This is a genomic window from Pseudarthrobacter sp. SSS035 (assembly GCF_023273875.1).
Classification (GTDB): domain Bacteria; phylum Actinomycetota; class Actinomycetes; order Actinomycetales; family Micrococcaceae; genus Arthrobacter.
In genome coordinates this window covers 46,072-60,808 of record NZ_CP096882.1, presented here as the reverse complement: position 1 = coordinate 60,808, position 14,737 = coordinate 46,072, and the positions used below count along the sequence as shown (strand labels likewise).

At 66.9% G+C, this 14,737-nt stretch carries 13 protein-coding genes; 8 read left to right on the top strand and 5 right to left on the bottom strand.

Going from position 1 to position 14,737, the window contains the following annotated elements; all coding sequences use genetic code 11:
* Positions 1–124: 124 nt before the first annotated feature.
* From dxs to MUN23_RS00305, 5 genes are read left to right on the top strand one after another with little or no spacing between them, the layout of a single operon-like run.
* Positions 125–2,098, top strand: a complete 1,974-nt coding sequence (dxs, locus tag MUN23_RS00325) for a 1-deoxy-D-xylulose-5-phosphate synthase (protein WP_248761554.1) — start codon at positions 125–127, stop codon at positions 2,096–2,098.
* Positions 2,095–2,712 (top strand): DUF402 domain-containing protein, encoded by a 618-nt coding sequence (locus MUN23_RS00320; protein ID WP_248761552.1) that lies wholly within the window; start codon positions 2,095–2,097, stop codon positions 2,710–2,712. Before dxs ends, MUN23_RS00320 begins: the two co-directional genes overlap by 4 nt.
* A complete protein-coding gene (locus MUN23_RS00315) occupies positions 2,709–3,269 on the top strand; it encodes a hypothetical protein (protein WP_248761550.1) in 561 nt (186 codons plus the stop codon). Before MUN23_RS00320 ends, MUN23_RS00315 begins: the two co-directional genes overlap by 4 nt.
* 11 nt (positions 3,270–3,280) lie before the next feature.
* A complete protein-coding gene (locus MUN23_RS00310; RefSeq protein ID WP_248761549.1) occupies positions 3,281–4,258 on the top strand; it encodes an aldo/keto reductase in 978 nt (325 codons plus the stop codon).
* 11 nt (positions 4,259–4,269) lie between these two features.
* Entirely contained in the window at positions 4,270–5,295 is a 1,026-nt protein-coding gene (locus MUN23_RS00305; RefSeq protein ID WP_248761547.1) for a nucleoside hydrolase, read from the top strand.
* Between the two features lie 9 nt (positions 5,296–5,304).
* On the opposite strand, the gene MUN23_RS00300 is transcribed toward MUN23_RS00305, so the two are convergent.
* The 3 genes from MUN23_RS00300 to MUN23_RS00290 form a co-directional block, all read right to left on the bottom strand.
* Positions 5,305–6,729: a mycothione reductase gene (locus MUN23_RS00300; RefSeq protein WP_248761545.1), complete on the bottom strand. Its 1,425-nt coding sequence runs from the start codon at positions 6,727–6,729 to the stop codon at positions 5,305–5,307.
* Positions 6,730–6,862: 133 nt separating this feature from the next.
* Positions 6,863–7,777, bottom strand: a complete 915-nt coding sequence (locus MUN23_RS00295; protein ID WP_248761544.1) for an aminoglycoside phosphotransferase family protein — start codon at positions 7,775–7,777, stop codon at positions 6,863–6,865.
* 9 nt (positions 7,778–7,786) lie between these two features.
* Entirely contained in the window at positions 7,787–7,996 is a 210-nt protein-coding gene (locus MUN23_RS00290) for a hypothetical protein (RefSeq protein ID WP_248761542.1), read from the bottom strand.
* Between MUN23_RS00290 and MUN23_RS00285 the strand changes: the two genes are divergently transcribed.
* The 3 genes from MUN23_RS00285 to MUN23_RS00275 are packed head-to-tail and all read left to right on the top strand — an operon-like array spanning position 7,990 to position 11,121.
* Positions 7,990–8,835: an ECF transporter S component gene (locus MUN23_RS00285; RefSeq protein ID WP_248761540.1), complete on the top strand. Its 846-nt coding sequence runs from the start codon at positions 7,990–7,992 to the stop codon at positions 8,833–8,835. The two genes, MUN23_RS00290 and MUN23_RS00285, sit on opposite strands and share 7 nt — an antisense overlap.
* Before the next feature lie 10 nt (positions 8,836–8,845).
* Entirely contained in the window at positions 8,846–9,592 is a 747-nt protein-coding gene (locus MUN23_RS00280) for an energy-coupling factor transporter transmembrane component T (RefSeq protein ID WP_248761538.1), read from the top strand.
* A 47-nt stretch (positions 9,593–9,639) separates the two neighbouring features.
* A complete protein-coding gene (locus tag MUN23_RS00275) occupies positions 9,640–11,121 on the top strand; it encodes an ABC transporter ATP-binding protein (protein WP_248761536.1) in 1,482 nt (493 codons plus the stop codon).
* Here the strand turns inward: MUN23_RS00275 and MUN23_RS00270 are convergent.
* Together MUN23_RS00270 and MUN23_RS00265 are read right to left on the bottom strand one after the other, a co-directional pair.
* Positions 11,107–13,323, bottom strand: a complete 2,217-nt coding sequence (locus tag MUN23_RS00270; RefSeq protein ID WP_248761534.1) for a 3-hydroxyacyl-CoA dehydrogenase NAD-binding domain-containing protein — start codon at positions 13,321–13,323, stop codon at positions 11,107–11,109. The genes MUN23_RS00275 and MUN23_RS00270 overlap by 15 nt on opposite strands.
* Positions 13,320–14,618, bottom strand: a complete 1,299-nt coding sequence (locus MUN23_RS00265; RefSeq protein WP_248761532.1) for a thiolase family protein — start codon at positions 14,616–14,618, stop codon at positions 13,320–13,322. Before MUN23_RS00265 ends, MUN23_RS00270 begins: the two co-directional genes overlap by 4 nt.
* Positions 14,619–14,737 lie beyond the last annotated feature (119 nt).

Sequence of the window (14,737 nt, the reverse complement as noted above, 5' to 3'; positions counted from 1 at the left end):
ATCTGAACCCACGCAGTACTCTTTCGAAGCCCCGGCCGGTCACCGACCAGCCGGGGCTTCGGCTTTGCATTTTCCGCGAGGCGTTAGAGTTAACAGGCACGTCTACCACCCGAAGGAGGGGTCATTGGGAATCTTGGACACCATCCGGAATCCGCAGGACCTGAACCAGCTGTCTCAAGGGCAGCTCGAAGAGCTGGCCGCTGAGGTCAGGAGTTTCCTGATCACCAACGTCTCCCAGACAGGTGGACACCTCGGACCGAACCTCGGCGTTGTGGAACTGACCCTGGCCGTGCACCGCATCTTCGATTCGCCCCGGGACAGCATTGTGTTCGACACGGGCCACCAGTCCTATGTGCACAAGCTCCTCACCGGCCGCCAGGACTTCAGTACCCTGCGCCAGCAGGGCGGCATGTCCGGCTACCCGTCCCGCGCCGAGTCCGAGCATGACATTGTGGAAAGCTCGCATGCTTCCTCCTCCCTGTCCTGGGCGGACGGCATATCCCGTGCCAGGCAGCTCACCGGCGAGTCGGACCGCTACACCGTCGCGGTTGTGGGCGACGGGGCGCTGACCGGCGGCATGGCCTGGGAAGCCATCAACAACATTGCGGCGGACAAGCGCCGCCGCGTGGTGATCGTGGTCAACGACAACGGCCGCTCGTATGCCCCGACGGTGGGCGGCTTCGCGGACTACCTCGCCTCACTGCGCCCCACCATCGACTCGTTCCGCGCCGCCCCTGCCTATGAGGGCACGCTGGACTGGTGGAAGAAGAAGCTCCAGAGCAGCGGCCCCGTAGGCCAGTTCACCTACAAGAGCCTGCATGCCATGAAAAAGGGCATCAAGGACTGGTGGGCGCCGCAGGGGATGTTCGAAGACCTCGGCATGAAGTACATCGGCCCGGTAGACGGCCACAACCTGCAGGCCATGGAGCACGCCCTGTCCACGGCCAGGAACTACGCCGGCCCGGTGATTGTCCACGCCATGACCGAAAAGGGCCACGGCTACGCCCCGGCCCGGGCCCATGAAGCGGACCAGTTCCACGCCGTCGGCATTATCGATCCGGAGACGGGTGAGCCGACGGGAGTTTCCGGGGCACAGTCCTGGACGTCTGTTTTTGCTGACGAGATCGCGAAGATCGCCGACGAACGCCCCGACATTGTGGGCATCACCGGGGCCATGCTCATTCCCGTGGGCCTGCACAAGTTTGCGGCCAAGCACCCGGACCGCGTGATCGATGTCGGCATCGCCGAGCAGCATGCGCTGACGTCCGCCGCCGGCATGGCTTTCGGCGGGCTCCACCCCGTGGTGGCCGTGTATGCCACCTTCCTGAACCGTGCCTTTGACCAGCTCCTCATGGACGTGGCATTGCACAAAGCCGGCGTCACCATCGTCCTGGACCGGGCCGGTGTCACCGGCCCGGACGGGGCCAGCCATCACGGCATGTGGGACATGGCAATGGTCCAGATCGTTCCCGGACTCCACCTGGCCGCGCCGCGCGACGCCTCCCGGCTGCGGGAAGAGCTGCGCGAGGCCGTGGCCATCAACGACGCCCCCACGGTGGTGCGTTTCTCCAAGGGCACCGTGGGCTCCGAAGTGGAAGCCATCGAACGCCTGGGCGACGGTGTTGACGTGCTGGCCCGCCGGCCGGCCGGCTCCACCGAAAACGACGTCCTGATCGTCAGTGTCGGAGCGATGTCCGAACTGGCCCTGGACGTGTCCAACCGCCTGGGCGCCCAAGGCATCAGCACCACCGTGGTGGACCCGCGCTGGGTGTTGCCGGTGCGGCGTTCCATCATTGCGCTGGCCTCCCACCACCGGCTGGTCATCTGCATCGAGGACGGTGTCAGGGCAGGCGGCGTCGGATCGCGGATCCGGCAGGAAATGCGCGCCGCCGGCGTGGACACCGCCCTGAACGAGGTGGGGCTCCCTGCGGAGTTCCTGGACCACGGCACACGCAGCCAGGTGCTGGAGCGCGTGGGGCTGACGGCCCAGCAGATCACGCACGACGTCGTCGCCCAGGTTCTGGGCACAAAGGTCCCCTTCGCGCGCCCCCTGCCAGGCCAGGAACACCCCACCACCGGCAGCCTGCCGATCCTGTGAGGGAAGAAGACGCACTGAAGTATCCGGCCGCCGTCGGGGATTCAAGCCCGGCGAGGCACACCAGCACCACCCGCGTTCCCGCGGGACTGCAGCCAGGCCAGCTGGTGGTGGCCCGGAACCGGAAATGGAACGGAAAAGCCCACTGGGTGGTCCCGGGGCGGTACCTCGGCGAGGACCGGCACGGCTGGTGGATCTTCCAGGGAACCAACGAGTTCTGTTCGCGCCCGGGCGCTGCCTTTTACACAGCATCCGACGCCGTGCTCCTGGTGCCGCGGTCCGGAGACTGGGTGGCCACGTTCTACGACGACGCCCACCCCAGCGGCGTCAGGGTCTACGTGGACCTCGCCGTCTCCCACGAGTGGACGGACATCCGGCCCGCGGTCACCGAGTTCCATGTGATCGACATGGACTTGGACGTGATCCGCATGGCCGGCCGGGGCGTCTTCATCGATGACCAGGACGAGTTCGCCGAGCACCGTGTCGCCATGAATTACCCGGACCTGCTGGTGAATGACATCCAGGCCGCCGCGGATGAGCTTTATCAGGCCGTCAAGGCACAGCACGCACCATTCGACGGAACAGATGCCGAATGGTTCACGAAGGGACGGTCATGAGCGGAATCATAAGGGTCTACAAACGGGACGACGAGGGAGTACTGCACTTCCGTGAAGGCTGGTTCGACGAGGACTACAGCCAGTTTGTGATGAACTACGGCGTAGTTGGGCACCAGAGCAAAACCGAAGAGACCGATGTGGCTGATGCCGCTGCGGTGGAGGGCCTGATGGATGCCTTTGCCGTGCAGTGCGCGGAGGACGGCTTCGCCGAAATCCCCGACGAGGACCAGTTCTGGGTGGTGGCGCAGTTCGCCCTGAAAACCAAGGAGGGCACCGACCGTGATCGCTACCTTGAGGAAAAGGCGAAGGACGCGCTCATCAGCCACCTGGCCTGGCGCGGCCTGGGAACCGTGGAACGCTCGGAGTTCAGTGACTACAAACTGAACATCTTCTGCCTCTGCCCCGACATGAACAAGGCCGTCAGCGCCATCAAGGTGTGCAGCCGCGGCGAAGACCTCGACTTCACCAAACTGAGCATCGGCGCCGCCCCCTTCAGCGAACCGGACAACTTCAAGCTCAAGCACTCCGCGAAGCCTGCCAACACCTTCAGCCTCTAGAGGGGAAATCCATGCCTGACTACCGACGCCTGGGAAACTCAGGGCTGACCGTCTCCGTGGTGGGGCTCGGCTGCAACAACCTGGGGCGTGCCAACACGGCGACCGAATCGCAGGCGGGGACTGACGCCGTCGTCCATGCCGCCCTCGACGCCGGCGTGACGCTATTCGATGTTGCTGACAACTACGGGCGGGAGCCCGGACTCAGCGAGACGATGCTGGGCAAGGCCCTGGCCGGCAAGCGGGATGATGCGGTGGTAGCCACCAAGTTCGGCATGGATGTCCGCGGCGCCAATGGCAACGACTTTGGGGCCCGGGGGTCCCGGCGTTACATTGTCCGGGCGGTGGAGGCGTCGCTTCGGCGGCTTGGCACGGACTGGATCGACCTTTACCAGTTCCACACGCCTGACCCGCAGACTCCCATCGAGGAGACGCTGGGCGCCCTGGACGACCTGGTGAGCAGCGGCAAGGTCCGCTACATCGGACACTCAAACCGCGCCGGCTGGCAGATCGCCGAGGCGGAATTTGTGGCCCGGGCCGCCGGCGGCACACGTTTCATTTCGACGCAGAACCACTACAACCTCCTGGACCGGCGGGCAGAACTCGAGGTCACCCCGGCGGCAGAAGCCTACGGCCTGGGTGTCCTGCCCTACTTCCCGCTGGCCAACGGCCTGCTGACGGGCAAATATTCGCCGGGCTCGGCTCCGGCGGGGTCGCGGCTGAGCCATACGCGGACCAGCATGGTGCACGACGCTGACTGGGACCAGCTCCAGCGTTTCAGTTCCTTCGCGGCAGTCCGCGGCCTGACCGAGATCCAGGTGGCCTTCTCCTGGCTCGCGGCCCAGCCTGCCGTCAGCAGCGTGATCGCCGGCGCCACCAGGCCGGAGCAGGTCCGCGAAAATGCGGCCGCTGCCTCTTGGGTGCCGTCGCCGGCGGAGCTCGCGGAACTGGATGCGATCTTCCCGAAGGTCCCCAAAGCCGCGCTCTTCTAAGGACACCGCCGATGACCAAGCTACTACTGGACGTTGACACCGGGATTGACGATGCCTTGGCGCTGGCCTACCTGGCCTCGCTGCCCGACATGGAGTTTGTGGCCGTGACGGCGTCGCCCGGGAACGTGGACGCACACCAGGTGGCGCGAAACACCCTCGCCATGCTGGAACTGTGCGGACGCACAGGGGTGGAGGTCGCCGTCGGGGCATTCGCTCCGCTGAGCATTCCGCTGGTGACCACGCCGGAAACCCATGGACCCCAGGGCATTGGCCACGCCGTCCTGCCGCCGCCGTCCGGGACGGTCTCGGCGCGGCACGCCGCCGACGTTTGGGTGGAGGCGGCCCGTGCACATCCGGGGGAGCTCACGGCCCTGATCACGGCGCCGCTGACGAACTTCGCGCTGGCCATCCGCCGCGAACCTCGGCTGCCCGAACTGCTGGGCAAGGTAGTGATCATGGGCGGCAGCTTCTACCACCAGGGGAACACCACTCCCACCGCCGAATGGAATACGCACGTTGATCCGCAGGCGGCCAAGGAAGTTTATGCGGCCTACCGCGGCCTGCCGGTGGACCGGCTGCCCATTGTCTGTTCACTGGACACCACGGAGCGGATCGAGCTGCGGCCGGAGCATGTGTTGCGGCTCGCGGAGGCGGCCGGCTGCAGCGAGCGGGAGCTGGTCCTGCCGAAGCAGCCTGAAGGGCTCAGGAGCACGGCCGACAGTCCGCTGGTGCGGCACCTGTCCGATGCCCTGCGCTTCTACTTTGAGTTCCACCGTCTCTACGGACAGGGCTACCTGGCGCACGTCCACGACTACTTCGCTGCCGGCGTGGCCGCCGGAACGCTCGACTACGCAACCCGCCTGGCCACCGTGGACGTCGAGGTTGAATCGCCCCTGCTGATGGGGACCACCGTGGCCGATTACCGGAACCTGTGGAATCACCCGCCAAATGCCCGGATCGTCTCGAACAACAACCCTGAGCAGGCCTTCGGGGAATTGATACGGTCCGTCGGCGGCCTCGCGGCGCGGCTGCGCTGAACGTTCGCCCTACAGCGGCGCGTTTTCAGGCAAGTCCACGTCCAGCGCGAGCAGGGCGTTCTCCACCACTTCCATGAGGGCCGGATGGATCCAGTACGGTCCCCGCGCGAGCTGGTGGACCGATACGTCGGTGGCCATCGCCTGGATCAGCGGCTGGATCAGGAGCGAGGCCTCATGGCCCATGATGTGCGCGCCGAGCAGGCGGCCGGTGGACCGCTCGGCCACAAGCTTGACCACCCCTTCCTCGTCTTCCATGGCCCAGCCGTAGGCAGTGGAGCCGTAGTCCTGGACGGCGGTCACAACGTCTGTCCCGGCTGTTGCCTGGGACCGGGCTTCCTCCTCGGTCAGGCCCACGGAGGCCACCTGCGGATTGCTGAATACCGCAAAAGGCACAGCGGTGTAGTCGATGCTCCGGAGCCGGTCCGGATGTTCCAGGTTGTGCGCCACCACCCTGGCCTCCCGGTTGGCGACGTGCTTGAGCTGGTAGCTGTTGGCGATGTCGCCCAGGGCATAGACACCCTCAACGGGTTTGCCGCCGGCGAGGACCCGGAGGTTCGCGTCCACTGACAGGGTATGGTCCTCATCCAGGTCAAAGCCCGCGGCGCCCACACCCAGCCGGTCGGTGTTCGGCACCCGCCCGGTGGCCATCAGGACGATGTCCGCCGCGACCCGCAGCGGTATGCCGTCGTCGTCGGCGAACACCACGGTGACGCTGCCGTCGCCGTTGTCCTCCACCGCCTGGAGCGAGTAGCCGAGTTTGAGCTTCCAGCGGCCGGCCGCCGCCGCGGCGAAGCGCCCGGCGATTTCGGCGTCGTTCCCGCGAAGCAGCCGCTGCGAACGGTTCACCTGGGTCACCTCGGCCCCGAAACCGTGGAACACGGCAGCGAACTCGGCGGCGATGTACCCGCCGCCAACCACCACCACCCGCTCGGGCGGACCGTCGATCCGCATCACGGTGTCCGAGGTGTGCACCTGCGGCAGGCCGATCCCCGGCACGTCGGGGAGCGCGGCCCTTGAACCGGCGGCAATGACCACCAGGTCCGCTGTGATCTCGACCCCGGAATCAGTGGCGAGCGTCCGCGGACCGGTGAACCGGACGTGCTCCTGGAACAGGTCCACATTCTTCAATTCCTCCGCGCGGTACCGGCGGCCGGACTCGGAAATCGCATCAATCCGGCCAAAGATCCGGTCCCGCAGCTCATTCCACCGCACCTTGTCCAGGCTCAGGTCCACTCCCAGGCGGGCGGCATCCCTGGGCGCGACCGCCAAGGTGGCCGGGTACACAAACATCTTCGTCGGGATGCAGCCGACGTTCAGGCAGGTGCCGCCGAACACGCCACCGTCGATCATGGCTACCTTTTTGTCATCCCAGAACGGGGTGATCAGCGAATTGCCGGATCCGGATCCGATGATGGCCAGGTCGTAATGGGGCATTTGTGCCTTTCGGAAAGGTCAGGACGGCAAGTGTGACTGTTAGCCAGGAGTGGCGGCTAATTGCAGCTTAGTTTGGCGGGTTCCAGGTTCCGTCAACCGGTCCGCTTCCGGGACACGTTGTGAGGTCCCCGCGTTACACATCGTCCGGGTCCCGCAGAATCAGTTGAAGCCTGCGAACGCACTCCTGCGCGAAGTCCGGCCAGGTGGACCAGTAGTACGGAACCCCCGACAGTGCGATGGCCAACGCCCAGGCACGTGCGCGCAGCCGCGTGCTTTTGTCGAGGCCCAGTTCCTCGGCGTACGCATGTCTGGCTTCGGCCGGGAGATCCCAGACCGCGGCGTGCTCGCAGGTCGGATCACCGACCGAGAGACCGCCGAAATCGACCACCCCCACCAGCACGCTGTTTCGGACCAGGAGGTTGGAGGGCTTGAGGTCGGTGTGCATCCAGGTGTGCGCCAACCGTGGCTGATCGAGTTCCAACGCCGCTTGCCAGATGGACTGCAGGCCGTCGAGATCCAACTGGAGTCCCTGTTGTATGCCGCGGCAGGCGTCGAGGTTCGCTGACGTCCCGGTGGAGAGATCCCGCAGACTGCCGCCACGGTACGACAACAGTGGCTCCTCCCGCCGTGCGCCCAAGAGGTCGATGCTGTGGAGGGCGCGGACAAAGCCAGCCAGGTCCCGGCCGAGCCGGGACAGATCCTGCTCACTTTCCGGGTTCAGCTCTGTACCGTCGACCCACCGGTACACCGACCACGGAAACGGGTAGCTTTCATCCGGCCTGCCGATTGCCACAGGCTCGGGAATGCTGAGCGGAAGGTGCGGTGCAAGGCGCGGCAGCCATGTCTGTTCCTTGGCCACATCGGCCGCGGTGCCCGACGTCCGCGGCAACCTCACCACGAGATCATCGCCCAGGCGCAACATGCGATTGTCTGTGCCTTCCCCGGCAGGCGAGAGGGCCAGGTGCTCCCAGGCAGGGAACTGGTGATTGATGAGTCGACGGACTGTCTTCTCCTCGAGGTTAACTTCGTCCGTATGCAGGGAGGCCATGTCTCTAACTCAAACACAGGTCAGCAGTTCGCGGGGAACCTCTCTGGTCACACCGACATGCAACGCCCGGCTTGCCGGGTCCCGGGACCGGTAGACTGATGCCGGATCCGGGCCGGCGCAGACGCCCCCGGCTGCCGCCGAGGTGACATAGGCAGCGTTCCGCACCGCCCGGGCCATCCGGGCGACACAGCCTGCATCCCAGAAGGAACGCCATGTCATCGCCCTCCCTCACCCTGCCGTTTCAGACGCCGGCCACCACCCGGAACCGCCGCCTGCTGGAAACCCTCGGCGCGTTGGCCATCACCGGCACGTACATCTACCTGGTACTGAACCAGCCCGCGGACATCACCGGCGGCCCCGGCAGAGCGTCGGCCCTGATCGCCCTGTCCGGCTTCCTCGTGGGGGCGGTGCTGCTGATAATCGGCGTACTGCCCACACTGCCCGTGTCCACGCTGGTGCTGATTCCGGTGGCACTGGTCCTGAACATTGTCCTGGGCCAGTTTGTGGGCAGCACCTTGGTGCCCTTCTACCTCGACGCCATCGGCACCGTCCTGATCGCCGTCCTGGCCGGACCCGCCGCCGGAGCAGCCACGGGCGCCCTGAGCAGCATTGTCTGGTCCTTCTTCAACCCCACCGTCCTGCCGTTCGCCGCAGGCGCCGCCCTGATCGGCTTCCTGGCTGGCGTCGCCGCACGCCACGGGCTGTTCCGGCGCTTCTACCTGGCACCGGTGGCAGGGTTCCTGGCCGGCATCATCGGCGGTGTGGTCTCCGCTCCCGTTGCAGCGTTCGTCTTCGGCGGCACCTCCGGCCTGGCTACCGGCGCCATCGTCAGCGCCTTCCGCTCCATGGGTGACACCCTCCTGGCGGCCATCACCAAGCAGGCCCTGATCTCGGACCCTATGGACAAGGCCATCGTCTTCACCTTGGTGGCCGTCCTGGTGTACGCCCTGCCGCGCCGCACCCGCCTGCAGTTCCCGTTTGTCCGGCGGTTCCGCGTACTTGCGGGCAATTCCACCGCCGAGCCCACCGTCCAGTCCGCCACCAGCCAGGACGCCTGACCCCCTCCTGATGCGCCTTCACCCCTTCACGTCGCTGGCGGCTGCCGGCAGCACAGCAGTTATTACGACGGCGGCTGCCAGCTGGCCGCTGTCCCTCGCCGTCATCGCCGCAGTGTCGGGCTTGTCGGTCGCCGGGGGAGCCGCCCGCCGGATGCTGCCCGCGGTGGCGGTCATCCTGGTTCCGCTGGTCCTGTCACTGCTGGCCATGCACGGATTGTTCTTTCCCGAAGGCACCACCGTGCTGGCGCAGTGGGGCCCGGCGCGGGTCACCATGGAAGGGCTTCATTTTGCCCTCGAGCGGGCTGCACAGCTTTCCGCGGCGGTGCTGGTGCTGCTGCTATGTTCCTTCACCATCAGCGTCCCGGACCTGGTGGCTGCACTGTCCGCGCGCGGCGTGCGCTCGCGGTTCGCGTTTGTGCTCGCGTCAACGCTGACGTTGCTGCCGGCCATCGGCTCACGGCTGGGCCGGATCCGGCAGGCCCAGGAGGCGCGCGGCCTGGTGATCCGGCCTGGAATTGTCGGGCGCGCAGGCGCGTTCCGGTGGCAGGCGGTTCCCCTGGTGCTGTCCCTCGTGGAGGAAGCCGGCACCCGCGCGGCAGCTTTACAGGCCCGCGGGTTCGGCAGTTCCGGGCCATGCACGAGCTACCGGGAAGTTCCAGACCCTCCGGCCCAACGGTGCGTACGTGTTGTTCTGCTGCTCGCTGCAGTGGCGGCCATCGCCGCCCGCCTCTGGCAGCCGACGGCGGGTGCTTCTTAGTGGCGCAAAGCTCACCTCAGGCTCTTGCGGCGAGTATTGAAAAATTTGTGTTCCCCGGCGAGCAGGACCCGGTTCTGGCGGGGCTTGACGTGGCCTTCGCCGCTGGATCGCTGACAGCTGTGCTCGGCGGATCCGGCAGCGGCAAGTCAACACTGGGACGCCTGCTCGCCGGCTGGTTGCTGCCCGGCGATGGCGGGACACTCGCGGGCTTTCTGGAGCTTACCGGCACACGTCTCCGGTTCACCGGCAAAGCCGCCGATCCGCGGATCGATCCCGGGAACTGGGGCCGCCAGGTGGGCTTTGTGCCGCAGGATCCCGCCGCCGCCCTGTCCACGGTCCGTGCCACGGTGGCCGAGGAGCTGGCGTTCGGGCTGGAAAACGCGGGGATTGACCGTGCAACGATGTCCGGCGCCGTCCGGCACACCGCAGCCCTGACCGGCCTGACCCGGCTGCTGGACCGGGATCCGGCCACGCTTTCCGGTGGCCAGCTGCGCCGCCTGGCCATCGGCTGCGCGGTCATTTCCCGCCCCGCGGTTCTCATCATGGATGAACCCTTCGCCTCCCTCGACACGGACGGAGCCGAAGACCTCGCTGCCCTGGTGCGGAACCTCGTCCAGGACGGCACCGCAGTCGTAGTCCTGAGCCAGCGGGCCGACGCCTTCCTGCACAACGCCGACACGTGGCTGGTCCTTGCCGGCGGTACCGTGGCCGCGGCTGGCACGCCGGGAGAAGTCGTGGCTGCCGGGGCGCTGGAACTGGCGGGCGTGGTTTTCCCCCGCCCGCACGCAGGTCTCCGGCCGCTCGCAGAAGCAGGCAATCCATCCGCTGTCGAGGGTCCGCCGGCATTGGAACTGCGTGACGTCTCGTTCAGATACCGGGGGACGCAGCGCAGAGGCTGGTTCAGGGCACAACCGGGACCGCCTGCTGACCCGGTCCTGCACCGACTGAGCCTGACCGTCAGTGCGGGCGAGATCCTGGCTGTGGCAGGTCCCAACGGCGCCGGAAAGTCCACGCTGCTGAGGCACCTCAACGGCTTGCTCCAACCAACGGCAGGCAGCGTGCTGGTCAGGGGACGGAACATCGGTGGACAGCCCGCAGGACGCGTGGCCGCCGACGTCGGGCTCCTCTTCCAGCAGCCCAGGGACCAGCTGTTTGAGCGGACCGTGGAACGGGAAGTCCGCTTCGGCCTCGGGCGCGGGCAGCCGGCGGCTGACCAGGCGGTGCAGCAGGCCCTCGCCGCCGTTGGCCTGGAGCACCTTGCCGGGCGGCACCCGGCCGAACTGCCCGCGTCCCAGCAGCGGCTTCTGGCACTGGCCACAGTGCTGGCCCGGCGTCCCTCAGTCCTTGCACTGGACGAACCGACCGTTTCCCTGGACGGCCATGGGCTGGCCGCGCTGGACCGGGTGGTGCGCAGCACGACGGCGGAGGGCACCGCCGTCGTGCTGGTCACCCACGACCTGGACTACGCCCGGTCCATCGCGCACCGGCTGGTGCGCATCGAGGCCGGCCGCCTGCTACCCGCGGACTGATTCCGGGGTGGCTGCATCCGGGCTGACTGATCCGGAGGACTGATCCGTGAGGCCCGACGCCACGCCTGGCGCCAGGAAGCGCCGGCCGTTGACCCGTTCGGAGGCACCAACACGGTCCAGGTATGGCGTGATGCCGCCCAGGAACATCGGCCAGCCAGCGCCCAGGATCATGCAGAGGTCGATGTCTTCAGGACCGGCCACTACGCCCTCATCCAACATCAGCCCGATCTCCTCGGCGAGGGCGTCCTGGACACGGCGCAGCACGTCGTCCCCGGTGGACGGCGACTTGCCGAAGGACATCAACGACAGGGTGGAGTCCGGGATCTCCTGGGAGCCGTCGGCTGCCGGAGCCCAGAGCGATTTCACGCCGTTCTCGATCAGTTTCTGCAGGTTCGTGGACACGGCAAAGCGGTCTCCGAAGGCGGCGTGCAGGGACTCCTGGACGTGCTGGGCCACCGGCAGGCCCACCATGGCCCCCAGCGTGAACGGCGTCATCGGCAGGCCCATGGGACGCAGCGCAGTGTCGGCCACCTCGGCGGGGGTGCCTTCGTCGAACGCGGCCGTCACTTCGCCCATCAGCCGCAGCAGGATCCTGTTGACTACAAAGGCTGGTGCATCCTTGACCAGGACAGCGGTCTTCTTCAGGCCCTTGGCCAGCTCAAAAGCGGTCGCCAGCACGGCGTCGTCGGTCTTGGGCGCGCGCACGATTTCGAGCAGCGGCATCACGGCCACCGGGTTGAAGAAGTGGAAGCCCACCAGCCGTTCCGGGTGCGCGAGGTCTCCGGCCATGGCCGTGACGGACAGCGAGGACGTGTTGGTGGCGAGGATGCAGTCCGGCGAGACGATTGCCTCCACCTCGGCGAAGACCTGCTTCTTGACGTTCAGCTCTTCGAAGACAGCCTCAATGACAAAGTCGGCGTCCGCGAACGCTTCCTTGGAGACTGATCCCGTGACCAGCGCCTTGGTGCGGTTGGCTGCGTCCTGGCTGATCCGTTTTTTGCCGAGGAGCTTGTCCACCTCGGCATGGACGTAGCCCACGCCCTTGTCCACACGGGCCTGGTCGATGTCCGTCATCACCACGGGGACCTTGAGCTGGCGGGCGAACAAAAGGGCCAGCTGGCTGGCCATGAGGCCCGCGCCTACAACGCCGACCTTGGTGACCGGACGGGCGAGCCTACGGTCCGGTGCGCCGGCCGGCCGCTTGGAACGCTTCTGGACCAAATCCAGGAACGCGTAGACCGTGGCGCGGAACTCGTCGGTCTGCATCAGGCCGGCGAGGGTTTCGCACTCGAGGGCGGCCGATTCGGCCCGGGACATGGTCCGGTTGGCGTCGAGGATGTCCAGGACCTTGGCCGGCGCAGGCGAGGCATTGGACGTCTTGGACTCCACGAACGACCGGCCGGCGGCAACGGCTGCAGACCAGCGCCCGGCAACGGCGGGATCAGCGGGATCCACGGCGTTGGCCCGTGCCGGGACCACCTCGCCGGTGATGACGGTGGCCGCCCAGGCGAGGGACTGTTCCAGGAAGTCTGCCGGTTCGAACAGGGCGTCGGCGATACCAAGCTGGAAGGCCTGCGGCCCGTTGAGCGTCCGGTTGTTGCTGAGCGGGTTCTCGATCATCACCTTGACCGCGTTCTCGGGTCCGATCAGGCGCGGCAGGATGTAGACGCCGCCCCAGCCGGGGACCAGGCCGATAAAGGCCTCGGGAAGCGCTAGTGCGCCGGCGCCGGTGGACACCGTGCGGTAGGTGGACTGCAGGGCGATCTCCAGGCCGCCGCCCAGGGCAACCCCGTTGATGAACGCGAAGCTGGGGACGCCGAGGTTGGCCAGCGTGGCATAAACGTCATGCCCGAGCTGTGCCATCCACAGGCCATGATCCCGGTTCTCGAGCGACTTCACCGCGGACAGGTCGGCACCGGCCACGAGGAAGTAGGGTTTGCCCGTCACGCCCACACCCACGATTTCGCCGCGGGCCGCACGCACTTTCAGGCCCTCCAGGACCGTGCCAAGTTCCACCAGGGTATTGGGTCCCAGCGTGGTGGGCTTGGAGTGGTCCAGGCCGTTATCCAGGGTAATCAGCGCAAAAACTCCGGGGCTTTGCTGGCCCGGGCCGGCAGGCAGCTTGATGTCCTGGACGTACGAGTGGGTCACGGTTTCGTCGGGGAAGAGCTCTGCAAGCTTGGTGAAATCGGCGGCGCTCATGCGGCGGCTCCTTCGGTGGTGGCTACTGAGTTTGCTTCGTGGACGACTGCTGCGACGGTGCCGCTGTAATCTGTGTATTTCGAGTGATGCGGGTTTTCCCAGATGACGGTGGCGCCCATGCCCAAGCCTATGCACATGGTGGTGATCCCGTACCGGACCGAGGGATCTTCTTCAAACTGCCGGGCGAGCTGGTTCATTAGCCTGACCCCGGAGGACGCGAGGGGGTGGCCCACCGCGATGGCGCCGCCGTACCGGTTTACCCGGGGATCGTCGTCGGAAATTCCAAAGTGGTCCAGGAAGCTGAGGACCTGCACGGCAAAGGCTTCATTGACCTCGAAGAGTCCGATGTCCTCAATGCTGAGGCCGGCGTTCTTCAGGGCCTTTTCGGTGGCGGGCACGGGGCCGATGCCCATGACCTCCGGTTCGACGCCGGCGTAGGCGTAGCTGACCAGCCGCATTTTGACCGGCAGGCCCAGTTCCGCGGCGGCTTCCGAGGAGGCCAGGACGGCGGCGGTGGCGCCGTCGTTCAGGCCGGCGGCGTTGCCCGCCGTCACCCGGCCGTGGGCGCGGAAGGGAGTCCGCAGGGCCGCCAGGTCCTCAAGCGTGGTTCCCGGGCGGGGCGGCTCATCAACACTGTTCACCGTCCAGCCCTGACCCGGCTTGAGGGTAGCGACCGGAACGAGGTCCGGCTGGATCTGGCCCTTGGCGTAGGCGGCCTCGAGTTTGTCCTGGGAGGCAACCGCGTAGGCGTCTGTGCGTGCCTTGGTGATGGCGGGGAAACGGTCGTGCAGGTTTTCGGCAGTGTTGCCCATGTTCAGGGCGGCGGGATCCACCAGACGCTCGGACATAAAGCGCGGGTTCGGGTCGGCGCCGGAGCCCATCGGATGGTTGCCCATGTGCTCCACACCGCCGGCGATCACGACGTCGTAGGCGCCGAAGCCGATGCCGCTCGCCGTTGTGGTGACTGCAGTCATGGCGCCGGCGCACATGCGGTCGATGGCGAAGCCGGGGACGGAGCGGGGGAGCCCTGCCAGGAGGGCGGCTGTGCGGCCCAGGGTCAGGCCCTGGTCGCCGGTCTGGGTGGTGGCTGCGACTGCGACTTCGTCGATCCGGGCCGCTGGCAGCGTGGGGTTGCGGCGCAGCAGTTCGCGGATGCACTTCACCATCAGGTCATCGGCGCGGGTGCCGGCGTAGATGCCTTTCTCGCCGGCCCGGCCGAAGGGTGTGCGGACGCCGTCAACAAAAACGACGTCGCGGACAGTTCGCGGGGATCCGCTGCTTCCGTGGTGGCTCACGTTTACTCCTCATCGAGACGTTGGCGCCGTCCGGAGGCCAAAGGGCAGCGCTCGGCGGGACGGCAGTGCAGACTATGTTACTCGTCAGTAACATAGTGTGCAAGGCCCGGTGAGGTGCG